Below are 23855 nucleotides of genomic sequence, written 5' to 3' on the forward strand. Positions count from 1 at the left end.
GCACCGTCTATGGATAAGACCCTGAACCCGATGCCAAGGCCCGATCTCGAACACGCGGACCCATACCTCTGTCTGGGCGTCGAGCGCGACGCCGATGACGCGGCCATCCACGCGGCGTATCTGGCCGCGGTCCGAGCCTGTCCGCCGGAGCGCGACGCCCGACGCTTCGAGGCCCTGCGCCAGGCGTACCAGGCCATCCGGACCGAGCGGCTGCGCCTGGCCCAGGAGCTGTTCGATACCCGGCCGGCTACGGCAATCGATCTCCTCGATCGGGCCGCGCCCACCGAGGCGCCGGGACGCCCCGATGAGGAGACCTTCCGTGCGGTACTGGGGCCAAGGGCCAAGCGGTGATGGACAGCAGTGAGCGCGAAGCCCTGGTCGATCGCTTCCGCGACTATCTCGAGCGCAGTGCGGAAGCACCGCAGCCGGAGCAGACGGCCCCGGCGCCGGACCTCCATACCCTGCTCACCGAGATGGCAGCGCTCAAGAACGACGTTCGCCTGGAGTCACGCCAGTACAAAACCGCACTGGATCAGCTCAGCGAGGACTGTGAGACACTGCGTCAGCAGAACCGGCAGCTGCAGGAACACCTGGAGCGGGAGCGCCGCCGCGCCGATCTGGCCCACGACGACGCCGAACACGCCCTCCTCCAGGAACTGATCGACCTGCGCGACCGTCTCGCCGCCGGGCACCGCCAAGTCACGAGCCACCGGCCCGGCTGGCTGGCCCGGCTCGGTGGGGCGCGGCGCTACCTGGGCCGCATGGCCCAGGGCATGGAGATGAACCTGCGCCACCTGGATGAGATCCTGGCGCGCCGCGGCGTACAGGTCCAGGAGACCGTGCGAAAGCCCTTCGACCCGCAAACCATGCACGCGGTCGACACCGCCACCGAGCCGGAAACCGATCACGGCGTGGTCCTGCGCGAGGTCCGCCAAGGCTTCCTGCGCGGCGACCGGGTCCTGCGGACCGCCGAGGTTATCGTCAACAAGAGGGACAGCACGTAGTGAATGACATCATCATCGGCATCGACCTAGGCACGACGAATTCCGAGGTTGCCGTGGCCCGCAATGGCCGCGTGCAGCTCATCGAGGTCGAGGATGCCTACCTGATGCCCTCCGCCGTCGGGCTCGACGAGCACGGCGCCCTGCTTGTCGGCCAGGCGGCCCGCAACCAGCTGGCCCTGCACCCGGAGCGGACCGTGCGCTCGATCAAGCGGCGCATGGGCGAAGACATCAAGATCCCGCTGGGGGATCGCAGCTACACGCCCCAGGAGATCTCCGCGGTGATCCTGGCCCGGCTCAAACAGGCGGCCGAGGTGCAACTGGGCGAACCGGTCCGCAAGGCCGTCATCACGGTGCCGGCTTACTTCTCCGACGCCCAGCGCCAGGCCACCCGCGACGCTGGCACGCTGGCCGGACTGGACGTGGTGCGCATCATCAACGAGCCTACCGCCGCAGCGCTCGCCTACGAAGGGGATCAGCCCGAACGGCGCCACATCCTTGTCTACGACCTGGGCGGCGGCACCTTCGACGTTTCCGTCGTGCGCATGGAGCAGGACGTGGTGGAGGTCCTCGCCAGCCACGGCAACAACCACCTCGGCGGCGACGATTTCGACGCCCTGATCGTCGATCAGCTGCGTGCCCACGTGAAGGACGACCACGGGGTCGACCCGGCCGACGATCCGCGCGCCATGGCCCGGCTCCGCCACGCCGCCGAAGCCGCCAAGATGGACCTCTCCGGTACGCCGATCGCCCGCATCGAGGAGGCCTACCTGCTGGAGGGCCGGCAGGGCCCGATCAACCTGTCGGTGGACCTAACCCGGGCCGATTACGAAGAGATGATCGAACCGCTGCTCGACGAGACCCTGGAGGCAGTGCGCATCGCCCTCGAGGACGCCGAACTGGCGGTGAACGACCTCGATGAGATCGTGCTTGTCGGCGGCACCACCCGCACCCCGCGGATCCAGCAGCGCCTGGAGGAGTTGCTCGGCGTTCAGCCGCGCGGAGAGATCGACCCGGATCTGTGCGTGGCGATGGGCGCGGCGATCCAAGGCGCGGTGATCGCCGGGGAGCAGGTGGCGAGCATGCTCGTCGACGTTACGCCGTACACGTTCGGCACCAGCGCCATCGCCGAACTCAACGGCGAGCGCTATCCCTACTGCTTCATCCCGGTGATCCGCAAGAACACACCCATCCCGGTCACCCGCAGCGAGGCCTTCTTCACCTCGTACGACGGGCAGGAGGCCATCGACGTCCGGGTCTTCCAGGGCGAGGACCCGGATGCGCTCAACAACACCCAGATCGGCTCGTTCCGCATCGAGGGACTCAGCGATGTGCCCGCCGGTAACGTGATCATCACCACCTTCTCCCTGGACGTAAATGGCATCCTCCACGTCTCCTCGGTCGAGAAACTCACCGGCAAGCGCAAGGAGATCACCATCGACAGCGCCACGGCCCGCTTTGAGCGCGAGGAGATGGGTGCGGCCCGCGAGCGGGTCCAGGACCTGATCGACAGCGACGCCGAGTCACCCGGCCGGCAGGCCGTGGCGGATTCGCCCGGGAACCGGACCGCGGAGTTGATCGAGCGGGCGGAACGACTCTTGGATCAGGCCAACCCCGAGGATCGCGAGGACCTTGTCGACGCCATCGAGCAGCTGCGCGACGCGCTCGAGCAGGAGGACGCGGCCGCCATCGAGCAGGCCCGCGAGGCCCTCTCCGACCTGGTGTTCTACCTGGAGTCCTAATGAACCGCTGCCCCAACTGCCGCGCCCGGACCGAGGAGCACACGGAGCACTGCCGGCGCTGCGGCATGGAGCTGGCCCTGCTGCGCCGCACCGAGCGGGCCGCCGAGCAGTGGCTGCAGGAGGCGGTCCGGCGGCTGGCCGCCGGCGAGCCGAGCGCGGCGGAGCAGGCGCTGCAGCGCGCCCGCACTCTGCAGCCCGATCCCCTGGCCGTGCAGCTGATCGGTTTCCTGCGCTCCCGCGCTACCGGTTCCGACTGAGTCCACGGGCGTACGCCGGACTCACTCGCGGTCGCCGAGCCGCTCGAGCATGTCGTCCACCGCCGCCTTGAGCTGGCGATCACGCCCCGCCACCTCATCCTCCGGGCGCTGACGGACCCGGATCTCCGGCTCGGCGCCGTGGTGCTCCATATCGGTGCCGTCCGGCAGGTACCAGCCGCGGAAGGGGCGCCGCACCGTAGCGCCATCGATCAGGGTGTGCCGCCCCGTAGAGATCACGCCGCCGTAGGTCTGCTCACCGACCAGGGTCCCCCGCTCCAGGGTGTTGAAGGCGTGCGCCAGGATCTCGGCGTTGGAATAGCTCTTCTGATTGGCAACCATGTTGATCGGCAGCGTGTAGCGGGGGGCGTCCAGGCGGTCCTGCGGGTAGTGTCCGGTGCGCCCCGGATCGGCTCCTGCGGGCACGGTGTAGGCGTGCTCCGCCGCCATGATCGAGGTCAGGATCCGGTCCGTGGTGTGCCCACCACCGTTGTTGCGCACATCGATTACGAGCCCCTCTTTTCCGTCGGCCGCCGCGTACAGGCTCCCCTGAAAGGCCTCCAGGGAGGCCTGGTTCATGGCCTGGATGTGAATGTACCCGAGCCGGCCCTCGGAACGATCCTCGACGAGCCGGCGACGCTCCTCCCGAAAGGCGTCGTAGCGCAGCTCCGCTAGCGCCGGATAGTCGACCGGGGTCACCAACGTGTGCAGCAGCCGACTGCCGTCACCGTCGGCCTCCGGGCGGCGGAAAGCGATGAGCAGCTCGTCACCGACCCGGCCGCGCAGGCGCTGGAGAAGGGTCTCGTCCGGATCCAGGTCCCGCCCGTCAATAGCCACGATGGTATCGCCGCGCTGCAGGGGCATGGGTCCGTGGGCGGCGGGCGCGTCCGGAATCACCGAACGCACCCGGTACCCCGCACGGCCATCGGCCAGGGCCACGCGCTCGTGGCGGATGCCCAACCGACCGGAGGGCTCGCGCAGCGCCGATCCGGGCCCCGGATTGCTCACGCCGGTATGCGAGGCAGCCAGTTCCCCCATCAGGCGGTTGGCGATGTCACTGAATTCGCTGGCCGTCCGCGCCCGGCGGATCAGCGCCTCGTAGTCGGCCACCAGCGCCCCCCAGTCCAGCCCCTTGAGGTCCGGCTGGTAGAAACCCTCCTCGATGACGCGCGCCGCCTCGCGAAATTTCTGGACGGCCTGGGCCTGGCGGTCGATGCGGATCCGGTCACTGATGTCGGGGCGCTGGTGCTCACCGCCGGAGAGCTGCACCACGCCGACGCGCCCCCCGGCGACGTACACCACCCGGTCGCCGCGCAGGCTCAGGTGCTGGATATTGGCCACGGGCCCCAGGCGCCGGCGCTCGCTGCCGTCCCAATTCATGACCATCAGCCCCTCGCCGGCACTGTTGAAGACGTAGCGGTCGCCGGCGGGGGTCATCCGGTTCGCGTATTCGTTGCCCGCCGCGCGGCTCACCCGCTCGACCCGCCGCCACGCCCCCTGCAGATCAAACTCCGGCGGATCCTCGGCACCCGTGTCGTCCCGCGTAACATCCACGCTGCCGGCGGCCAGGACCGGCAGCGGCTCACGCTTCCGCTGCGCCTCGCGCCCGCGGCGATAGTAGCGATCGAGCTCCAGGCGGCTGTAACGCGCCAGATCCGGATCCAGGTAGACCCGGTAGAGGTCGTAGCTATCGCCGCTGCGGTTTGATACGAACGTCAGCACGCGCCCGTCGGCGGACCAGCGCGGGTTGAGGTCGTTGCGGGGGTGGCGCGTGATATTGATTGGGTCCGCCGAGCCGTCGGCAGGGACGATGAAGATGTTGGCGCTGAAGTCCAGATCGTTCTGCGCGTAGGCGATGTACCGGCCGTCCGGCGACCAGCGCCAGTCAATGGTGGCATCCCAACCTTCGACCAGCGTGTGCGCTTCGTTCCCGTCGATGCCCTGGACAACGAGATCTCCACGGCCCCGGCGAAACGCGATCCGTGTCCCGTCCGGGGATGGCCGCGCATCGCGCTCGTTCGCCTCGGTCTCAACCAGCGGTCGCACGGTGAACTGCAGCGCGTCGTGCCAGCGCTCCGGATCCGCAGCCGGAGGCACCGGATCGGCCTCCAAGGCGGATAACGGCTCGGACTCCGGGGCCGGCTCCGGGTCGGGCTCCGGCGGCGAAACCGGGTCCGTGGGTCCGGGGTCGAGGCGCGGATCGCCCGGTTCTGGCGGCGGGTCCACCGGATCGGTGGGCGCGAACGGGTCGTCCGGATCAGACGCCGCACCGTTGCCGTTGCCCTCCTGCACCGGGGGCCGCTCCCCGGCCTCGGGGGACCGCTCCACGCCCGCGGATGCATCAGCCTCTGCCGGGCTCACCCAGCCCCGACGGACCTCGCCGCGGGTCAGGGCCACCCCAGCGGTGTAGATCGACTCGGAGTCCCCGCTATCCCGGGTGAAGTAAAGCCGCAACCCGTCCGGCGACCAACGCAGGTCTTGGTGACGGGCGTGGGTGTCCGGGGTGACGGGCCGCGTGGGGCTATGCTCGTCCATGTGCCGTATGTAGACCCGGCCGTAGGCAATGTACGCCATTACCTGGCCGTCGGGGCTCAGCGCCGCCTCACTGACCTGGCGCCCCACCGAACGCAGCTCGTAGCGGTCATGTCCCGGATCTCCAGCGCGCAGGGCGACCGGCTCCGGAGCGGGATCCGCCGCCTCGAGATCGAGGAGGTAGAGCCGGTCCCAGACCTGGAGCACCGCCCGGCCCGCCTCCGGGGCCACGTCGAACGCCTGCACGTCACGCTCATCGAAGTCGGTCAGGCGTTCGACACCGCCGGACTCACCCTCCAGGCCGATGCGGAAGAGATTCACCGTGTCGTCTTCCCGATCCGAGAGGAAGACCAGCGTCTGATCGTCCAGCCACTTTGCGCGCCCGTCATCCCCCTCGCTGCGCCGGGTCAGGGCAGCGAAGGCATCCTCGTCACGATCGTACAGCCATAGATCCCGGGCGTCCGGACCGCGGTAGTGCCGCCGACTCCAGCCGTGATAGGCCCCTCCCCGGGTAAACGCGACGTGGCGGCCATCCGGGGAGACGCTCGGTTCGGATCCGAAGGCGTCGTGCAGCCGCTGCGGCTCACCGCCATCTGGCACCACGCCATAGGGGCGCTGGTCGCGGTAAACGTCGGCCTCCAGCTGCCCCGAGAAGGTAATCAGCGGTTTGCCGTCGCGGTCCACACCAAACCCGGGGCTGCGCAGGAAGCGATCGCCGTGGGTAACCTGCTGCAGCCCGGTTCCGTCTGGTCGCATGCGCCAGAGATTGAGATAACCGTCACGCAAGGAGGCGAATACCAGTTTCTGCCCGTCGGCGGACCAACTGGAATGGAGATCGTCGAGACGATGGCCGGTCAGCCGGGTCGCGGTCCCGCCGGTGGCGCTGACCCGCCACAGGTCGCCGCCCCAACTGAACACCAGTTGCTCGCCGTCGGGGCTGATCGATGGGAACCGCGGCAACTCGACGTCGGTCTCGGACTCGCCGGCCCCGGCCGCCAACGACAGGGCCAGCCCGAGAATCGCTGCGAGCCCGACAACCAGGGGTGGGATCACGCTTCGCATGCCCTGACGCTACCATCCGCGGCGTCGCCCCACCACACCGCCCAAGCCACCCGCGGGGGCGCCCGGGCGGCTGGCAACGGCTATTCCCTGTGATAGCCGGTGGCCATGGCGCGCAGGTACTCGTACCAGGGGTTGCCCGTGGTCGCAGCCATGTAGATGTGCCCGATCAGGAAGACGATCATGGCAAAAGCCGCGGCGAGATGGACGCCGGCAACGGCCCCGAGGGGCAGGAGCGCCCCGAGGAGGGTGTCGTTCCAGAAGTTGTAAAAAAGCAGCAGCAGTCCGGAGATCCACAGCGCCGGGGCGATCGCCGCCTTGAACCCGAAATAGGCAAGCCGCTGCAGCGGGTTGTGCTTGGCCGACGGCGACTTGGCAAAGGGCTTCGCCTCACCCGAGAACATGCCGTAAGCGTAGTAGCCCGCAGTGCGGCCCAAACCACTGCCGGTCGGTACGTACTGCCGCCACTCCCCGGTGGTCAGGTGCCAGAAGATGGCAAAGGCCCACAGCCCGATCAGTGCCCAGGCGAGCACGATGTGGGTGGAGAAGGCGGCGCCGAAGCCGAGCAGCGAGTAGCTGCCGTGCATTTCCAGACCCGTGAGCAGCAGCCCGAAGATGAGAACGGCCTGCGCCCAGTGCCAGAAGATCTCGAAACGGGTGAAGATACGTACCTGGGTCACGAGCCCTCCCCCTCCTCGCCCGATCGGCCGTCGGGGCGCTCCCGACGGTAGAGATAGTAGCGCACGCCGCCGTGGCCGAGCACCGCGAACAAGGTCAGCCAGACGGCCGCCCAGCCCACCGCTTCAATCCGCGGGTGGCGATCCTGGCCCGGGACATAGACCCCTTCCAAACCGGCCATGCGGCCGTCGCGGCTGTGACAATCGACGCAGGCCACACTCTCCTCCGCCGGCGCGACCATGTGGTTGACCGGCCAGTACATCCGCGTCTCGACGAAGCCGTACGCACCGCTGTAGGCCACCTCGGTTTGACCGACGGCGCGCGCCTCCTCCATGCCGGCCTCGATGGCGCGGTCCCAGTCGTAGCTGCGCCAGAACGCGTCATCATCGCCCTCCTTGCCGAAGAGTTGCGGCACCAGGAGCGTATGATGCTCGGCATCGTAGAGCTGCTTGCCGTACATGATCTTGAACGGCCAGATCTTGGCGCCGTCCTCGCCCGGTCGCCCCTGAGGCCGGTTGACGGGGACCTCGCCATCGGGGTCGATGGTATCGTCCGGCAGGGTGTAGACCATGTTGCCGTCGAACCAGCGGTAGTCCGGCGGGTAGTCTTCCTTCCACTCGAACACGCCCTTCATGCCGTCGTAGATCACGCGCCCCTCGTCGTCCTTCTGGACGACAGGCTGGCCGTCGTCATCCAGCCGACCGGCCTCCGACCAGTCCCAAAGGGTCTTGGTCGGATAACCGCCGCGAGCAATCTCCGGTACGTGACAGGTCTGACAGGCGATGAAATCGCCGTGGGCGTTGAGCTTGTCGTGGATGCGTCCCTCGTGCGGCTCGCTGCCGTGGCAGGCCACGCACGCGGGCTTGTCCTGTGGCCGAGCCGGAATCGGCGCGTCGTCGTAGTCGGGCACCGTCAGGTGGTAACGACTCCCGCTCTGGATGTGGCCGGTGAACTCGTGGCAGTTCGAGCAGCTGAAGTCCGCCCCCTCCGGCGTCATGTGCACATCGACCGAGCGCGGCGGGTTAAGTAGTGAGCTGTCGAGATCGCCGTGCTTGACGGCGTTGCCACCACCACCCTCAAAGTGGCAGCTGCCGCAGGTCGCACGGCTGGTGTCTCCGACGTTCTGAGCCACATGGGCGAGATCCGGCGCCTCGAACAGGATGCCGCGGAATTCGGTGTCCTCGTAGGGCGGATGGCCGGCCGCAGTGGGGAATTTCACATACTCGCCGGTGGTGTCATGGCAGACCAGGCAGTCGACCTTCTCCTCGGCCGTGAAGTCGAAGTGCCGGTCCTCCCAGCCGTAGCCGACATGGCACGAGGAGCAGCGCTCATAGCTGCCGGCGATCCCCATGCACAGATTATTGAGCACGTAGCGCTTGCCGAGGGTCTGCTCCGTTTCAGGCTGTTCGTAGGTCCAAGTCCAGTGGATACTGCTGTGGACCTGCTTCGCCGCTTCGGTGTGGCACTGCAGACACGCTTCGGTCACCTCGGGACCGGTCTCGAACGGCCCCTCCAGCAGGGAGAACTTCGTATGGTCGGCCGTGGATCCCGGCTCCGTCGGCGCCTCTTCACCGGGGATCGGCGGCTCGAGCTCCTCGGCACCCGCCGCGAAACTCGTGCCCGCCAGGACCATCAACAGACCTGCCAGCCAACACCGAGCTATCACTGTGATCACCTATCCTTCCGCTTAAGGATAGACCATACCGCAAGACGAGCCATGGCGCGAGGTGCCCGCCCTGCCACCCTCGGAGCCGACCGGGCCAAGGGTGTCGTTCACCCTCCCCGCTCGGGGAGTGCCTCCAGCACCGAGGGCAAATCGCCCGGCAGGGCCGGCGCACCGCCGATCTCCCGGCTCGGATGACCGGGACCGTGGAAATCCGAGCCGCTGGAGGCCAGTAACGCATACCGCCGACACCATCCGCCGAGCTGCTGCACCTGGCGCGGCTCGGGCGAGGTTCCGCAGGCGACCTCCATCGCTTCGCCCCCCGCCGCGGTAAAAGCATCCAGCGTCCGCCGGATCCACGCCCCCGTCAGATCGTAGCCGAGCGGATGGGCGAGGACCGCGATGCCCCCGGCCCGGCGAATCCACTCGATCCCCTCCTCCATGGCCACCCAATCGCCGTGCACATAGCCCACCCGGCCACGACGCAGGTAGCGCTTGAATGCCTCCTCGTAGCCACGCACATTACCGCTCTCGACCAACCACCGCGCATAGTGCGCCCGGGTGATCTCCGCGGTGCCGGCCGCCTCCCGTGCGCCCTCCCGCGCGCCACTGAGTCCGGCACGTTCCAGGCGCTCGCCGATGGCCTCGCCGCGCTCCTGCCGGGCCCGCTGCATCCGCGCCAGACCATCCTGCAGCCCGGGCTCTCCCGGATCGACCCCGAGGCCCACGACGTGGAACGTCCGGCCCTGCCAGAGCACCGACAGCTCCAGCCCGGCGATCAGTCGGATCCCTGCAATCGAGGCCGCCGCCTGCGCGTCGCCGAGGCCCGCCACCGTGTCATGGTCGGTCAGCGCCAGGGTGGTCACGCCCTGGTCCGCCGCGCGATGGACCACCGCCGCCGGCGTCAGGTGCCCGTCCGAGGCGGTGGAATGGCAGTGCAGATCGTGCGAAGCGCTCATCGAGCCACGCCCTCCTGATAGCGCCACAGACGGGCGTAAGCGCCGTCACGGTCGAGCAGTTCACGGTGGGTCCCCGCCTCGATGATCGTGCCGCCATCGATCAGCAGGATCTGGTCAGCGTCCTGAATGGTGGACAGGCGATGGGCAATTGCCAGCGTGGTGCGCTGCGCGGCCACCTCTTGCAGCGTCGTCAGGATGGCACGCTCCGAGGCGGAATCCAGCGACGAGGTCGCCTCGTCGAGGATCAGCAGTGGCGGGTCCTTGAGCAGCACCCGGGCAATGGCGATGCGCTGCTTCTCGCCACCCGAGACCTTCAGGCCCCGCTCACCGACGAGGGTATCCAGCCCCTCGGGCAACTCGCTGATGAACCCGTCCAGATGCGCCCGGCGCACAGCCTCGTGGATCTCGGCCTCGCTGGCGTCCGGGCGCCCATATGCAATGTTGTAGCGGATGGTGTCATTGAACAACACGGTATCCTGCGGCACCACCCCGATCGCGGCACGCAGGCTGTGCTGGGTCACGTCGCGCAGATCCTGGCCATTGATCGTGATCCGCCCGTCATCGACGTCATAGAAGCGGAACAGCAGCCGGGCGATGGTCGACTTGCCGGCCCCGCTGGGTCCCACCAGGGCCACCTTCTGGCCCGGCTCCACCGTAAAATCGACGCCGCGCAGGATGGGCCGGTCCGGCTGATAGCCGAAACGTACACCTTCGAAGCGGATGCGTCCGCCATCCGGGGCCAGGGGCACTGCATCGCTCCGGTCGGGCACCTGCGGGTGCTGGTCCATGAGGCCGAACATGCGCTCGATATTGATCAACGACTCGCGCATCTCCCGATAGACGAACCCCAGGTTGTTGAGGGGGATGAAGAGCTGCAGCAGGTAGGCGTTGATCATGGTCAGATCGCCCAGGCTCATGCGCCCTTCCAGGACCTGGAGGGTGGCCATCCCCATCATCACCGTGATCGCCGCGGCCACGATGAAGGCCTGACCGGAGTTAAGGGCGGCCAGCGAGAGCCGGTGCTTGATGCGTGCCTGCTCCCAGGCGGCCAGATCGCGATCGTAGCGCTCCGCCTCGTAACGTTCGGCGTTGAAGTACTTGACCGTCTCGTAATTGAGCAGGCTGTCCACGGCCCGGGTGTTCGACTGGTTGTCCATCTCATTGGCCTCGCGCACGAAACGCGTGCGCCACTCGGTCACGGCCAGCGAGAAGGCGATGTAGAGGGCCACGGCCAGCATCACCGTGAGCACGAAGCTCCAGTCGAAGGCGATGGCCAGGATCAGCGCCACCAGCGCTACCTCGAGGAGGGTGGGCCCGATGTTGAACACCAGGGTGCGCAGCAGGAACGACATGCCGCTGGTGCCGCGCTCAATGTCACGGGCCAGGGCACCGGTCCGTCGAGCCAGGTGGAACCCCAGGTCGAGCCGATGCAGGTGCTCGAACACGCGCAGCGCCGCTCTCCGCATGGTCCGCTCGGCCACCCGGGCGAAGACGGCATCCCGTAGTTCCTGAAACAGCGTCGACGCGAAGCGCAGCAGGCCGTATCCGAGCACGAGAGCCAGGGGTACGAACAGCGCCGCCTCGGCGGTGCCCCGAACCTCGTCCAAATGGTCGACGAGGAACTTCAGCGCCACCGGAACCAGCACGTTCGCCACCTTGGCCAGCACCAGCAGGGCGAGGGCGAGCAGCGCCCGGTTCCGGAACTCGTTCAGGTAGGGCAGGACACTGGCGATGATCCGCCAGTTGGGACGTCCTCCGCTGTAACTGTTGTTCCGAAACTTGCGCAAAAGAGGCCCCGGCCGACTTGATGCGCTCATGGTACTGGCTTGGCCGGGCCCGGCGCCAGTCGGCGGCGGCGGTCATATCGGGGGCCCTCGGGAAGCTGTTAGACTGCGCGGTTACCAGTCAGCGGCAAGCGCTTAAGAGGCGCGGTACCATGCAGTACCTGCACACGATGGTCCGGGTTAGCGACCTCGAGGCCTCCCTCGATTTCTACTGCAACAAGCTCGGCCTGATCGAGATCAGCCGCCGCGAGAGCGAGCGCGGCCGCTTCACGCTGGTCTTTCTGGCGGCCCCGGACGACGTCGAGCGCGCCAGGGCCGAGAAGGCCCCCATGCTGGAACTGACCTGGAACTGGGACCCGGAGACCTACACCGGCGGTCGCAACTTCGGGCATCTGGCCTACCGGGTCGAGGACATCTACGCCACCTGCCAGCGTCTACTGGACGCCGGCATCACCATCAACCGCCCGCCCCGGGACGGCCACATGGCCTTCATCCGTTCCCCGGACGGGATCTCCATCGAGCTGCTACAGGCCGGTGACCCCCTGCCCGAGCAGGAACCCTGGGCCTCGATGCAAAACACTGGAACCTGGTAAACCGAATGGTCGAAAACCTCCGCAACATCGCCATCATCGCCCACGTTGACCACGGCAAGACGACCCTGGTCGATCAACTGCTCCAGCAGTCGGGCACCCTCGACGCCCGCGGCGGCGACGCCGAGCGGGTCATGGATAGCGACGACCTCGAGCGCGAGCGGGGCATCACCATCCTGTCCAAGAACACCGCCATCGACTGGCAGGGGTACCGGATCAACATCGTCGATACCCCAGGCCACGCCGACTTCGGCGGCGAGGTCGAGCGCGTGCTCTCCATGGCCGACTCCGTGCTGCTGCTCGTCGACGCCCAGGACGGGCCGATGCCGCAGACGCGCTTCGTTACCGAGAAGGCCTTCGCCCTCGGGCTCCAGCCGATCGTCGTGGTCAACAAGATCGACCGGCCCGGCGCACGACCCAACTGGGTCATCGACCAGACCTTCGACCTGTTCGCGGACCTGGGCGCCACCGAAGAACAGCTGGATTTCCCGGTCATCTACGCCTCGGCCCTGGGCGGATACGCCGGCGAGGAGCCGAGTATCGACAGCGGTGATATGACGCCGTTGTTCCAGACTATTGTCGACCAGGTGCGTCCCCCGCAGGTCGACAGCGACGGCCCCTTCCAGATGCAGATCACGACCCTGGACTACTCCAAGTACCTGGGGCAGATCGGCATCGGTCGGATCAAACGGGGCCACGTCACACCGGGTACTACGGTCACCGTGGTCGACCGCGAGGGGAACCAGCGCAGCGGACGGATCCAGACCCTGCTCGGCTTCCTCGGCCTGGAGCGGGTGGAGATCGAATCCGCCGACGCGGGCAACCTGGTGGCGATCACCGGCATCGACCCGCTGGACATCTCCGACACGCTCTGCGACCCGCAGCAGGTGGAGGCGCTGCCGGCGCTTACCGTGGATGAACCGACGGTGAGCATGAGCTTCGAGGTCAACAAATCGCCGTTCGCCGGCCGCGAGGGACGATATGTGACCAGCCGCCAGATCCGCGAGCGCCTCGACCGTGAGCTCAAGTCCAACGTCGCCCTGCGCGTCGAGGCCACCGACGACCCGGACCGCTTCCACGTCTCCGGCCGCGGTCTGCTGCACCTGTCGGTGGTGCTTGAGAACATGCGCCGGGAGGGCTACGAGATCGCCGTCTCCCGTCCAGCGGTCATCACCCGCACCGGCGAGGACGGCCGCACCGAAGAGCCCTACGAGCACCTGGTCGCCGACATCGAAAGCGACCACCAGGGCGCGGTCATCGATGCTCTCAACGAGCGCGGCGGCCGCCTGCAGGATATGCAGGTCGACAGCAACGGACGCGTCCGCCTCGAGTACACCATCCCGGCGCGGGGCCTGATCGGTTTCCAGACGGACTTCATGAGCCTGACCTCCGGGACTGGCATCCTGACCCACGTCTTCGATCACTACGGCCCCCGGAGCGACAAGGAAGTCGGCCAGCGCCGCGAGGGGGCGATGATCTCCGGCAACGACGGCAAGGCGGTCGCCTACGCGCTGTTCAACCTGCAGGAGCGCGGACGCCTGATGGTCTCGCCCAACGACCCGGTCTACGAGGGGATGCTCATCGGCCTGAACAGTCGCGATGCCGACATGACGGTCAACCCGCTCAAAGCCAAGGAGCTGACCAACGTCCGGGCAGCCGGCAGCGACGAGAACGTCATCCTCACTCCGCCCATGCAGCTGACCCTGGAGTACGCGCTGGAGCTGATCAACGACGATGAACTCGTCGAGATAACCCCGGAATCCATCCGCATGCGCAAGCGCCTGCTCACCGAGAGCGAGCGCAAGCGTCACAAGCGGGCGAGCTAACTGCTGCCGCCCCGGTAGTGGACCTCGGCGTCGAGGCGCAGCGCGTCCTCGGCGTCGAGCACCACCCGCCACCCCCAGATCCGGATCACGCCATCTGCATCCACGGCGATGCCTGCCGACCCGGATGCGTTACGCAGGGTCACCGTCCCGTTCCGACTTCGCAGGGACACGTCCCCGCTCGCCACCAGGCGTAGATCGCCACGCTCCACCTGCCAGTCGCCATCGCCGCGCCGGGTCCGCAGCCGGGTTCCGTCGCCGGCCAGAACCCGAAGCGTGTCGCCAGCCCGCAGGTGCAGATCCCGACCGGAGCGGGCCGCCACCCCGCCGGCACCGCCAAGGCGTACCGGCCCGGTGGCCTGCACGGCGGTTGCCCGTTCGCTCCGACCGGCGACCCCGGACTTCGCCGAAACCCGCCGACTCCCACCAACCCGTTCACGGCGCCGGGCACCGGCACGCTCGCGGAGGCCTCCTGGACCGGCAAGGAGCTCGAGCGGCCCCGCCCCGGCATCCAGCGCCACACGGTGCCCGCTGTCCGCACCACCCCTGACCGCAAGCGCCCTCGCCCCGCCATCCCCGGCATCGAGCACCGCACCGGCGGAGTGCCTGTCCCCACGGTCTCCGGCCCCGGGGAAGAACACCCCGCGGCCGGCGCGCGTAGCGTAGGCCGCCACACGGCCACCGCTTTCGATGGCGGGATGCCGCTGACCGGAGACCGGCAGGCTGCCGAGGATCACCGGCGCGTCCGGATCGCCATCCAGGCAGGTCACCAGCACCCGCTCCCCGTCGACCAGCGGTGCGTGCCAACCACTGCGGCCCGCGCCGCGCGGCAAAGGCAGCAGGCGCACCACGGACTCGGGCAGATCCAACCCGCTGCGCCGCTCATCCCCGGCCACCAACCGACCACCATCGGTGCAAATCCGTGCCGGTACCGGCTGACGCAGGGGGAACTGGGCCGGCTCCGGCGGTCGGTACGGCAGCGCCGTGGCACCGACAACCTCCGGCACCGCCTCAAGCTCGGCCCGATACCCGAAGAGCGCTGCATCCGCAACCGTATCGTCCTCGCACCAGAGGCTATGACGGACCCGGGTAATCAGGTGCCAGCGACCCCAGTCCGCGATTTCGCGGTCGCCACCCTCCCCGACCACCAGCACTGGCGTCCGCAACCCGGCACGCGGCCCGACCTGCCGAGTCGCTAGCGCCAGCCACCGTCGCCGGGCTGCCTGCGCCTGGCGCCGCATACGGGCCAGATGCACCGCCACCGCATCGTCGAGCCCGGGCGGCACCGGCCGCAGCGAGCCGGTCTCCTGCAACCGCGCACACCAACCCGGCTCCGTCAGGCCCGGGCCGGCCCCGCCCCCTGGCAAGCGCAGCGCCCCATCCGCCTGCGGAAACCCTGCGGCCGTGTCGGTCAACAGCGGGCGCTCATGGACCCCGTCCTGCCAAGCCAAGGTCACGCCGGCCTGTGCCCAGAGTCGCTGCAACAGGAGCAGGTCGCTTGCCCCGGCCTGCAGCACCTGCCGTCGCCACGCCGGCGCCTCACTCACCCGCCAGACTGGATCGGCCCACGCATAGCCGACGCCCGCGAGCCAGCAACGGGTCAGCTCCTCCAGGTTGATCCGGGGAAAGAACCGGTGAGCCCCACCAAGGCCCAACCGCGCCAGGCGCGGCTCAATGACCGCTTCGAAGCGATCGCGCTCCCCTCCGGCGCCGGACCCACGCCGCCAAGCCGTCAGCTGCCCGGCCAGGCAGCGCCAACCACCGAGACCATCCCCCCAACGCAGCCGAACCGTGCACCCCGGGGCCCCAGCGCCCCCTCCCCGATCCCCCGCTGCCGTGTACCCCGCGACCCGGAAACGAAAGGGCTGCGAGAGCATCTCCTCGCCCCACAGCTCCCGCAGCGGGTAGCATTTCCCTTCCAGCTCCAGCTCGGCCCACGGACGAGGCTGCGGCACGGCCCCCATCAGCGCCCCTCCTCGATGCAGGCGGCGGCGATCACCACCTCGTCGGCGCTGAGCTCAATCCGCTGCCCTTCCAGGCGGACCTCACCGCTGTCCTCGACGCGCAAACCGAACCCGTCGCCGACCTGCAGACGCCCGCCGCCGGTGCTCACCAGGGTGACATCGCCGGCCGCCTCCAGGTGCAGGGCTCCCCCTTCACAGCGCCAGTCGCCGTCTCCCTGCCGGGTGACCAGCCGCAACCCCGAGCCGGCATCCAGCGATACCGCCTGCGCCGCTTCCAGGCCCACCTCCCCTTCCGCGGCCTCCTGGAGCATATCCCCCTGGCCAGTCTCCAAGCGCAGGGTCTCCCCGGCGAACCAGCGCAATGTCCCGTTCTCCGTCTCCAGGTGACAACTCTCCTCGACCTTCACCTGATAGGTCCCGGCCACATCGAGCCGCTGATCGCCGCCGCTGCGCAGACGCTGCTCGCCACCACTGGCAAACTCCAGGCAACCGTCGGGGGCTTCGAGCGCGGCGCCCGGCGCATCCTCGCGCCCCTGCAGGGTCAACCGGGCCGCCTCGCCCACCGCCAGTTCCGCGCGCTCGGCCCCGGGCCGGTCATCAAGAAGCAATCGCTGCCCGGCCGGGGTCTCGATTAGGTGCTGGTGGGAGTTGTCGCTGCTCACCGGGCCCGGCTGGTCCTGGCCGCTGAGGGCCCCCAGGATGACCGGCTGCTCAAGATCGCCATGCAACCCCGCGACCGCCACGCGGGTACCGGGTAGCAGCGGCAGGTGGAGGCCATGGTCGGCACCGGCGCTCGGCTGAACCGCCCAGACCGGCGGTCCGGGCGGGGCGGCCTGCGGGGTACCATCTGACTCGGGCTCATCGGCCAGGCGAATCCGGTACGCCCCGGCCTCGTCGAGTTCCGCGCGCCCCGGGTCACCGCCAGCCACGCGTGCCACGGTTACGCCGGGGACGGCGGGCGGGGAGACCGGCGCTGGTCGATAGCCCGCATCGAGGGGCAGGAGCTCCACCCGCCCGCGGTAATCCACCCGGTCCACGCCGCCCCCACCGTGGATGGCGGCACTCTGATCGCCCTCGTGCTCGACGTTGTACACCCAGTAAACGCCGTCCAGGGCGGCTTCCGGGTGCCCGCGAATCACCACCCGCATCCCGGGCAGCACCGGGGTCCCCACACCCGCCACGATCCGGTGCCGCCGCGCCTCCGCCGCCTGGCGCACCCCTTCTGCCCACTCCGCATGGGCCGCCTCGCCGCCAGCGGTAACTCCGTAGAGCCCAAGTAGCGGATCGGCCGCCCGATGCCGTTCGCCGCCCGCCGTGGCATCACGGCTGCCATCGGGCAACGCCGGATCGAAACCGCCCACCCGCACCTGCCCTGGCTGCAGGCTGCAACAATGAGCAACATCCCAGATGACCGCCCGCGTGGGCGGCATCGGTCCGCCGCTGGCACACCACGCCAACCCCACATCCTCCAGACCGGCCCGCGCCAGGTGGTCGACGAGGCGCACCTCAGCCCGTCCTCCGGCATCCCGGACCACCGCGAAACAGCCATCCCGGGCCAGCACCCGGCCGAGGAAAGCCAGGTCATCCGCAGCGCCCTGAACCACCAGAGGCCGTTGCGGCAGCGAGCGCTCCACGCCCACCGCGACAGACACGCCACCGGGCAGGGCACCGTCCAGGAGATCGCGGGCGATCTCCACCCCCGAGCAATTCCGATAGACCGCACGACGGAACGAACCGGTCAGCGGATAAAGCGGCGAGCGCACGGTCAGATTGGCCACCCTCGGTCCTGGGCCATCACCGGTCAGGACCACCTCGCTGACAAACCCATGTACGGTTTGCGCGGTATCCCCTTGCCCCAGGGTGACCGCCACGAGTTGCCCGGGCCACCCGTGGGCCTCATCCCCGATCGGACCGCGCACCCGTACCTCGAGGCGATCAAGGCCCTCCAGGGCCTGTTGGCCGACAACCCGTTCGACCTGCAGCGCTGCCGGGTCCACTCCGGGGAGTCGGATCCCGAACAGGGCGTGTCCAGCGCCTTTGCCTTCCATGGTATGACTGATCATCTCCGCTCTCCTCTCGCTCTCGCCTCGGGAGCCGCCGACACCGATACCGGGAACGGCAAGGACGTCTCCCGAGCCGCCCACTCGCCGACCCAGGTGGCCGCGCCGAGGGGCGCGGACGCGCCGAGGTACCACGCAGGCAACCGGCCCGGGGCGGCGATGATGCGCGCGCGGACCTGCGCCACCGGCCCGAGATAGCGGCGCAACCACGCCCCGAGATGCCTGGCGCGGGCCTGTTCAACCCGCGCCGACGCAGTGGCCGGGGGCACCGGCCCCACCCGCACACCCACGAGCCCGCCGGCGACCATCGCAACGCCGCCCAGCCCCCAACCATCGCCCAGCCGCGGCGCCTGTCCGCCGCCCAGCGGCCGCTCGTCAAGCCGCTGCGCGACCGGCTGCCGGTCCGCCACTGCCACTCGCTGCTCCCCGATCACCCGCTGCAACAGGCAACGCAGGCCGGCACGGCTCGGACGTCGGGCCAGGTGCAGATCGAGGCCGCCCAGCCCCCGCTCCGGCACGGTTCCGAGAGCCGCCAGGGATTGTGCCCAAGGAGCGGACGGCGCTGGCCCGTCCAGCGCCCGCCACCCCGCCAGCAACCCCGCATAGACCGAGGCATTCAGCGTGCGCAGCAGGGACCGGATCCGCTCACCGACGGGATCCTCGCGCGCCGCCAACTCCAGCCAGTAGCCAGGTAGCGGCGCTTCCGCCCCGAGCAGGGCCAGCACGTTGGCCTCGATCACGACCCGCCGGTCACCGACCCGCCGACAGCGCCGGATCTCAGCTGCCGGGAAGGTCCATTCGGCCGCCGGCTCGATGCGATACCCCGGACCGGACTCGCCAGCACCCAGCGCCGACAGGCCGGCCTGCTCGAGCTGCCAAACTGCCTCCCGCAGCCCCAGCCTCGCGCCCCGGGTCACGACCCGCGCCACGGCGGACTCCGCCGGTTTCAGCTCCGTGGCCACTGCGCGACCTCATCGCCGGTCTCCAGGCGCAACCCCAAGACCACGAACCGATCCAGAGGCGCCCAGGCGGCCAGCACCCGATAAACCCCCTCCGCGAAGAGATACGCCTCACCCGGGTCCCGCCACGGTCGCGGGTCGAGCTCCAGGACCACATGCAGCCCCGTCTCTACCACGCCCTGCCGAACCCGAACCGTCGGGCGGCAGGTCACATCGCGCAACGCGGCCCGACAGGCCTCGGCCGCCGCGCTGTTCGGCGCATCCGCCAGAGCAGCGACCAGTTCCAAAATGCCCTCCCGGGTCGCCCATCGTTCCGCATCGCCCCGAATCAGACGGGACAACGCCTGGAACCGGCCGACCTCCAGAGCAGCCCACTGGAAGCGACTCGGCCGCCGCAGGTTGGTCACCGCCACCCCGTCAGGCACCCCGGTGCCCGGCTGCTTGACGTCGCCCCGGCCGAGGCAGCGCCGCGGCAGATCGCCGTGCGAATACCGCACACGGGCCCCGAGCGTACCCGGACCCGCCGGGGCGTCCAGGCGCACGGCCACATCCTCGCCGCCCCCCTGGTGGCGACGCTGGACCCGGAACATCCCAGTCGGCTCCGGGTCCAGCCCGGATTGCCAGGGCGGTTGATACACATGAACTCGTCCACTGCTCGCCTCCCGCAAACGCAAGTCGAGCACCTGGTGGACGATGCGGCAGCCAGGGCCATCGGCGTCACTGCACACGCTATAAGGCCCCGGGCCACCCTCGATCCACTGCGCTTCGGCTTCGGCGGACCCACTGTTGACGGCCGGCAGGCAATTGGCACGCAGCAGCTGCTGCACCCCCGCCGCGGCAGCCGGCGCAGGCCAGTTCATTTCGCAACGCACCTCCAGACGCTGACTCCCTGCCGGCAGTTCCACCCCGTCCAACCCCCTCAGTTGGATGAAAGCGAGCAGCGGCCGGGCCAGAAAGAAACACCGAAAGTGGTCCAGAGCGGCGACGATCGGCTCGCCCGCCCCCGCCTGGACACCCGCCACCGGCCACGGGGTCAGCAGTTCTCCACCGCCGATGATCCGCCCCGGCTCCCCGTCACCACGGCTAATCCGCACCCGGCGGGTGCCGTGCAGCAGGGCCGCACGCAGGCGCTCCCAGAGACCCGCCTCGGCGTCGATGAACAGAGGCAGGTTCGCCGGCGGCTCGGGCGCTCCAGCGTCGGCTTTCGAGAATCGAAACACCAAGCGCACCTCGCTGCCGCCCTCGTCACCCGGCAACCACTCGGCGCGCTCGACCTCGATGGGTTCGACGGTTCCGGCCGCAAGCGTCACGAAGGGAATCGCCACCCCTTCGGCACACTCGGTGGCCGACCAAACCTCAGTGTTTCTCGGCAACGCTACGGGCTCGACCACCGCATCATCCGCCGAGAACGCCAGCACCGTGGCGCTGGGCCAGGGCTCGGCCAGTTCCGGGGCAGCCAGGTGCAGCAGCTGCTGATGGAGATCCTCGACCCCGGCGGCGAGCTCGGCGTGGACACCGGCCGTCAGAAAGGCGACTCCCTCGAGGAGTCGCTCCACATACGGATCACGATCGTTGGGATCTTCCAAACCGAGCATGCGCGCCTCCGTCGGGAAGGCCCGGGCGAAGGCCGCGCCGGCCTCACTCAGCCGGCGCATCTCCTGCTCAAACGCACGCCTCAGATCCATCTTCATCTCCGTTCAGCAGATGCACGGCGGCGTTCCCGTCCACCGCCAACTCCAGCGTCACCCCATCCCCGCAGTGAAGCTGCGCATACAACCGCAACCCCAGCACGTAGCCCGCATCCACCGGTGCAGGCCACGCCCGGACCGCCACCCTCGCCACACGCGGCTCATAGCGTGGAACCAGCTCGCGGGCAGCCTCGGCCAGGCACGCAGCGGCACCGTCCAGATCGTGGTAATGCGACGACAGATCCGGCAGACCGTATCCGGCCAGGTGCGCCGGGCGACCGCGGCGCGCCCCAAGCAGCCGGAGTATGTGCCGGGCAACACTCGAGCGGCGGTTGTGCCGGCCCGCCCGGGCAGGGCGGGCCGTGCGCCCGCCGACACCCTCAAGCACATCGAGCAACCCTTCGGTCACGTTCTACCTCCCGAGCCGGGCCGGGGCCAGCGGCCCCGGCGTGCGCTCCCGACCCTTCAGCGGGCCTCCGTCCAGGAGTCCGAGAACTCGATGTTTCCGTCCACGTAGGCCCAGGTAATGCGGCCGTAGCGGATCGCCACCTGCTCCATGTGCGGGAAGCGCTCCTTGTCGGCCTCCTTGACGTTATGCATCACCGGGCGGACCGAGGTGATCTTCACGTCGTTCAGGGTGTGCCGAAAGTATTCCTGTTCGTTGCCCGATTCATCGATCTGGTACCAGCTCAGCACCAACTCCTCGAGCGTCTGCCCCTTGCTGCACGCCTTGTACAGGTACGGCGAAGCGGCATCGAAGGCCTTGGTGAAGACGAAGGGCTCGTGCTTGCGCGTGCCGGTCAGGGCCCCCGTGTCGCTGTCCGTGGGGATGCGCAGTTCGTGCTCGAAACCGAGTACCTCGATGCTGCCCTCGCGGTCGGTGACGGTGACCGAACCCTCGATCTCGTTGCCCTGATCGTCCTTGAGCCACATGTAAGCGGGAATCGCCATGGTTTCGCCTCCTCTTCCTTGAGCCTTGGCGGTTTTAGGTCGGCAGCTGCGACACCAGCGAGAGCTTCAGGTCGATACCCTCGATCTGGAAGTGCGGCATGACCGACATGTTGACCCGGTAGAAACCGGGGTTCTCGGGGACCTCCTCGACCTCGACAGCCCCCTCGCGCAGCGGACGGGTGGCCACCAGATCGGGGTCGGGATTCTGCATCTTGGTCACCAGCCCCTGCAGCCAGTCGTTGAGTTCGTTCTCCAGATCCTGCCGACTCTTGGCCGAACCGATGTTCTCCCGCTGGAGGACCTTCAGGTAGTGAGCCAGGCGGGAGACCAGGAAGATATACGGAAGCCGGGCATTGATCCGGGCGTTCGCCGTGGCCGCCGGACTGCTATAACGGGCCGGGCGCTGCGCCGAGTTGGCCGAGAAGAAGCAGGCGTAGTCGCTGTTCTTGTAGAAGCTCAACGGTATGAAGCCGGCCTCGGCCAGCTCGAGCTCGCGGTTCTCGGAGATCAGCACCTCGGTGGGGGTCTTGGTCTGTGCCCCGCGCCCGAGATCGAAGACGTGAATCGGCAGCTGCTCCAGCTTGCCACCCGACTCCGGTCCGCGGATGTTGACCGTCCAGCCGTGGGCCTTGAATGAACGCGCCATGTTGGCGGCGAAGGCGAAAGCGGCATTGCCCCAGAGGTAGCGGTCGTGGTCCGGCCCGGTGACGTTTTCCCGATAGCCGAAGGCGCGAGTGGGGTTGTCTGGCCCATAGGGCAGGCGCAGCAGGAACCGGGGCAAGGTTAGACCGACGTAACGGGCATCTTCGGTGTCCCGGAAGCCTCGCCAGCGAGCGTATTCGGCCTTGTCCAGGTAGCTGGCGATGTCCGGAATTCGCACCACCTCGTCGAGGGAGGCCTTGCCGAAAAAGTCCCGGCCAACGGCTCCCAGGAAGGGGCAATGGGCCGCTGCCGCGATCCGCGACACCTCCGTGAGCAGATTGATATCCGCCGCTGAGCAGTCGAACTCGTAATTGGAGACCATGGCGGCCAGCGGTTCACCACCCGGGGTGTCGTACTCCTGAACATAGACGTGCTGATACAGGCCCGACTGGGTGATGTCCGTAACATCCTCGAGCTCCCCGGCCAGCTCCTCCTTGGAGACGTCGAGCAGTTCCAGCTTGATGTTCGCCCTCGGGTCACTGCGCTCGACCAGGAAGCGCAGGCTGCGCCAGGCCGCTTCGACGCGCTGGAATTCCGGGTGGTGAAGGACGGCGTCGAGCTGCTCGCTCACCGCGGCATCGATGCGGGCGATATATTCGTCGAGCAGTGCCTTGTCGATACGCTCGACCAGCTCGGCATCCTGACTGGCCAAATCGAGAAAGACCTGCAACGCCGCGGTCAAACGGCTTTCCGAGGGGATGTCGGCCATGACCGCGGAGTCCTGAAAGGTCGCGATCTCAAGGGCCCCGGAGACCGGCTCGACCTCGGCAAGCTGGCACAGGCGGGCGTAGCTCGCCTCGGGGGCGGCTTCGGCGCTGTTCTCGGTCTGCTCCGTCATGGCTCACTCCTGCCCTTCCCCATCGGTGTCCGTCGCCGCCCCCGATGGGCCATGATCGCCGCCCTCGCCGGTCTGTAGGGGAGCAATCTGCTGGAGCTCGCCCATCACCCCCTCGAGCTCCTGCTGGTTCTGCACGATACGCTCGAGTTCGCGGCGAAAACGGGCGTTGTCAAGGACGTTGGACTTGAGATCCTTGAGCAGGTTGCGCATCGCCAGCAGGTTGTTCACCTGGGGGATCTGGCGCGCCACGGCCTCGGGCGTGAAGGCATCAAAACCGTCGAAGCTCAGCGACACCCGGATCTGCGAGCCATCCGCACGGAAGGTGTTGGGCACGGTCACCTGCAGCGACGGATGGAGATCACCGAGTACGGCGTCAAGATTGCCCCGGTCGATGGGGACCCGCTCACGCTCGGCCAGCCGGCCACTGGCCTGACCGTTGCTGAAGTCGCCCAGGACCAGCATCTTCAGGGGTAGCTCCAGCGTCTTGCGGGCATCCCCGGTCTCCACATCGAGGGTGATGTTCACCCGCGACTTCGGCACTTCCTGTTGAAAGCTCTCCATGGCCTGCTCCTTGGCATCGATGGACTCCACCGGAGCTGTGACGCTCC

General features: G+C 68.6%; 19 protein-coding genes. 6 read left to right on the top strand and 13 right to left on the bottom strand.

The features are described from left to right. Positions 1-9: 9 nt before the first annotated feature. From LRA98_RS01390 to LRA98_RS01405, 4 genes are read left to right on the top strand one after another with little or no spacing between them, the layout of a single operon-like run. Positions 10-351: a molecular chaperone DnaJ gene (locus tag LRA98_RS01390; protein ID WP_238632888.1), complete on the top strand. Its 342-nt coding sequence runs from the start codon at positions 10-12 to the stop codon at positions 349-351. Further along, positions 351-1004 carry a nucleotide exchange factor GrpE gene (locus tag LRA98_RS01395; RefSeq protein ID WP_201167734.1) on the top strand — a complete coding sequence of 218 codons (654 nt, stop codon included), beginning with the start codon at positions 351-353 and terminating at the stop codon, positions 1002-1004. The genes LRA98_RS01390 and LRA98_RS01395 overlap by 1 nt, the downstream gene beginning before the upstream one ends. Continuing rightward, positions 1004-2743, top strand: coding sequence for an Hsp70 family protein (locus LRA98_RS01400; protein WP_238632890.1), 1740 nt, complete (start codon positions 1004-1006; stop codon positions 2741-2743). Before LRA98_RS01395 ends, LRA98_RS01400 begins: the two co-directional genes overlap by 1 nt. Beyond that, positions 2743-3000, top strand: coding sequence for a hypothetical protein (locus LRA98_RS01405; RefSeq protein ID WP_238632892.1), 258 nt, complete (start codon positions 2743-2745; stop codon positions 2998-3000). Before LRA98_RS01400 ends, LRA98_RS01405 begins: the two co-directional genes overlap by 1 nt. Positions 3001-3021: 21 nt before the next feature. On the opposite strand, the gene LRA98_RS01410 is transcribed toward LRA98_RS01405, so the two are convergent. From LRA98_RS01410 to LRA98_RS01430, 5 genes are all read right to left on the bottom strand, one after another. Further along, complete coding sequence (locus LRA98_RS01410; RefSeq protein ID WP_238632894.1) at positions 3022-6591, bottom strand: S41 family peptidase; 3570 nt, start codon at positions 6589-6591, stop codon at positions 3022-3024. 80 nt (positions 6592-6671) lie between these two features. Continuing rightward, complete coding sequence (locus tag LRA98_RS01415; RefSeq protein ID WP_201167738.1) at positions 6672-7268, bottom strand: cytochrome b/b6 domain-containing protein; 597 nt, start codon at positions 7266-7268, stop codon at positions 6672-6674. Further along, entirely contained in the window at positions 7265-8899 is a 1635-nt protein-coding gene (locus LRA98_RS01420; RefSeq protein ID WP_238632896.1) for a tetrathionate reductase family octaheme c-type cytochrome, read from the bottom strand. The genes LRA98_RS01415 and LRA98_RS01420 overlap by 4 nt, the downstream gene beginning before the upstream one ends. A 140-nt stretch (positions 8900-9039) precedes the next feature. After that, the gene (locus tag LRA98_RS01425) at positions 9040-9888 is read right to left on the bottom strand and encodes a PHP domain-containing protein (RefSeq protein ID WP_238632899.1); all 849 of its coding nucleotides are present in this window, start codon (positions 9886-9888) and stop codon (positions 9040-9042) included. After that, positions 9885-11705, bottom strand: coding sequence for an ABCB family ABC transporter ATP-binding protein/permease (locus tag LRA98_RS01430; protein ID WP_370645259.1), 1821 nt, complete (start codon positions 11703-11705; stop codon positions 9885-9887). Before LRA98_RS01430 ends, LRA98_RS01425 begins: the two co-directional genes overlap by 4 nt. Before the next feature lie 119 nt (positions 11706-11824). On the opposite strand from LRA98_RS01430, the gene LRA98_RS01435 reads away from it, so the two are divergent. Further along, a complete protein-coding gene (locus tag LRA98_RS01435; protein ID WP_201167744.1) occupies positions 11825-12265 on the top strand; it encodes a VOC family protein in 441 nt (146 codons plus the stop codon). A gap of 5 nt (positions 12266-12270) precedes the next feature. Further along, entirely contained in the window at positions 12271-14088 is a 1818-nt protein-coding gene (gene typA / locus LRA98_RS01440) for a translational GTPase TypA (RefSeq protein WP_238632900.1), read from the top strand. Here the strand turns inward: typA and LRA98_RS01445 are convergent. Genes LRA98_RS01445 through tssB form a run of 8 tightly spaced genes read right to left on the bottom strand, consistent with a single transcriptional unit; the run spans position 14085 to position 23838 of the window. After that, entirely contained in the window at positions 14085-16049 is a 1965-nt protein-coding gene (locus LRA98_RS01445) for a contractile injection system protein, VgrG/Pvc8 family (RefSeq protein WP_238632901.1), read from the bottom strand. The two genes, typA and LRA98_RS01445, sit on opposite strands and share 4 nt — an antisense overlap. Further along, on the bottom strand, positions 16049-18112 hold the full coding sequence (locus LRA98_RS01450) for a contractile injection system protein, VgrG/Pvc8 family (protein WP_238632902.1): 2064 nt from the start codon (positions 18110-18112) through the stop codon (positions 16049-16051). Before LRA98_RS01450 ends, LRA98_RS01445 begins: the two co-directional genes overlap by 1 nt. Then, entirely contained in the window at positions 18109-19071 is a 963-nt protein-coding gene (locus tag LRA98_RS01455; protein ID WP_238632903.1) for a type VI secretion system baseplate subunit TssG, read from the bottom strand. Before LRA98_RS01455 ends, LRA98_RS01450 begins: the two co-directional genes overlap by 4 nt. Further along, on the bottom strand, positions 19056-20753 hold the full coding sequence (locus LRA98_RS01460) for a type VI secretion system baseplate subunit TssF (RefSeq protein WP_238632904.1): 1698 nt from the start codon (positions 20751-20753) through the stop codon (positions 19056-19058). The genes LRA98_RS01455 and LRA98_RS01460 overlap by 16 nt, the downstream gene beginning before the upstream one ends. After that, positions 20731-21165, bottom strand: coding sequence for a type VI secretion system baseplate subunit TssE (tssE, locus tag LRA98_RS01465; RefSeq protein ID WP_201167772.1), 435 nt, complete (start codon positions 21163-21165; stop codon positions 20731-20733). The genes LRA98_RS01460 and tssE overlap by 23 nt, the downstream gene beginning before the upstream one ends. Before the next feature lie 56 nt (positions 21166-21221). Next, on the bottom strand, positions 21222-21707 hold the full coding sequence (locus LRA98_RS01470; protein WP_201167775.1) for an Hcp family type VI secretion system effector: 486 nt from the start codon (positions 21705-21707) through the stop codon (positions 21222-21224). A gap of 34 nt (positions 21708-21741) precedes the next feature. Beyond that, positions 21742-23247 carry a type VI secretion system contractile sheath large subunit gene (gene tssC / locus LRA98_RS01475; protein ID WP_201167778.1) on the bottom strand — a complete coding sequence of 502 codons (1506 nt, stop codon included), beginning with the start codon at positions 23245-23247 and terminating at the stop codon, positions 21742-21744. Between the two features lie 3 nt (positions 23248-23250). Beyond that, positions 23251-23838 carry a type VI secretion system contractile sheath small subunit gene (gene tssB / locus LRA98_RS01480; protein ID WP_238636453.1) on the bottom strand — a complete coding sequence of 196 codons (588 nt, stop codon included), beginning with the start codon at positions 23836-23838 and terminating at the stop codon, positions 23251-23253. Positions 23839-23855 lie beyond the last annotated feature (17 nt).

Origin of the sequence: Halorhodospira sp. M38 (assembly GCF_022227985.1) — a bacterium.
In the GTDB taxonomy this organism is placed as follows: domain Bacteria; phylum Pseudomonadota; class Gammaproteobacteria; order Nitrococcales; family Halorhodospiraceae; genus Halorhodospira; species Halorhodospira halophila_A.

Bases quoted from the DNA above. Each gene is read 5' to 3' on its own strand.
- LRA98_RS01410 (WP_238632894.1), bottom strand. From the start codon at position 6,591: ATGCGAAGCGTGATCCCACCCCTGGTTGTCGGGCTCGCAGCGATTCTC.
- typA (WP_238632900.1), top strand. From the start codon at position 12,271: ATGGTCGAAAACCTCCGCAACATCGCCATCATCGCCCACGTTGACCAC.
- LRA98_RS01405 (WP_238632892.1), top strand. From the start codon at position 2,743: ATGAACCGCTGCCCCAACTGCCGCGCCCGGACCGAGGAGCACACGGAG.
- LRA98_RS01435 (WP_201167744.1), top strand. From the start codon at position 11,825: ATGCAGTACCTGCACACGATGGTCCGGGTTAGCGACCTCGAGGCCTCC.
- LRA98_RS01430 (WP_370645259.1), bottom strand. From the start codon at position 11,705: ATGAGCGCATCAAGTCGGCCGGGGCCTCTTTTGCGCAAGTTTCGGAAC.
- LRA98_RS01470 (WP_201167775.1), bottom strand. From the start codon at position 21,707: ATGGCGATTCCCGCTTACATGTGGCTCAAGGACGATCAGGGCAACGAG.
- LRA98_RS01460 (WP_238632904.1), bottom strand. From the start codon at position 20,753: ATGGATCTGAGGCGTGCGTTTGAGCAGGAGATGCGCCGGCTGAGTGAG.
- tssC (WP_201167778.1), bottom strand. From the start codon at position 23,247: ATGACGGAGCAGACCGAGAACAGCGCCGAAGCCGCCCCCGAGGCGAGC.
- LRA98_RS01395 (WP_201167734.1), top strand. From the start codon at position 351: ATGGACAGCAGTGAGCGCGAAGCCCTGGTCGATCGCTTCCGCGACTAT.
- LRA98_RS01420 (WP_238632896.1), bottom strand. From the start codon at position 8,899: ATGGTCCTGGCGGGCACGAGTTTCGCGGCGGGTGCCGAGGAGCTCGAG.
- LRA98_RS01390 (WP_238632888.1), top strand. From the start codon at position 10: ATGGATAAGACCCTGAACCCGATGCCAAGGCCCGATCTCGAACACGCG.
- LRA98_RS01445 (WP_238632901.1), bottom strand. From the start codon at position 16,049: ATGGGGGCCGTGCCGCAGCCTCGTCCGTGGGCCGAGCTGGAGCTGGAA.
- LRA98_RS01450 (WP_238632902.1), bottom strand. From the start codon at position 18,112: ATGATCAGTCATACCATGGAAGGCAAAGGCGCTGGACACGCCCTGTTC.
- LRA98_RS01425 (WP_238632899.1), bottom strand. From the start codon at position 9,888: ATGAGCGCTTCGCACGATCTGCACTGCCATTCCACCGCCTCGGACGGG.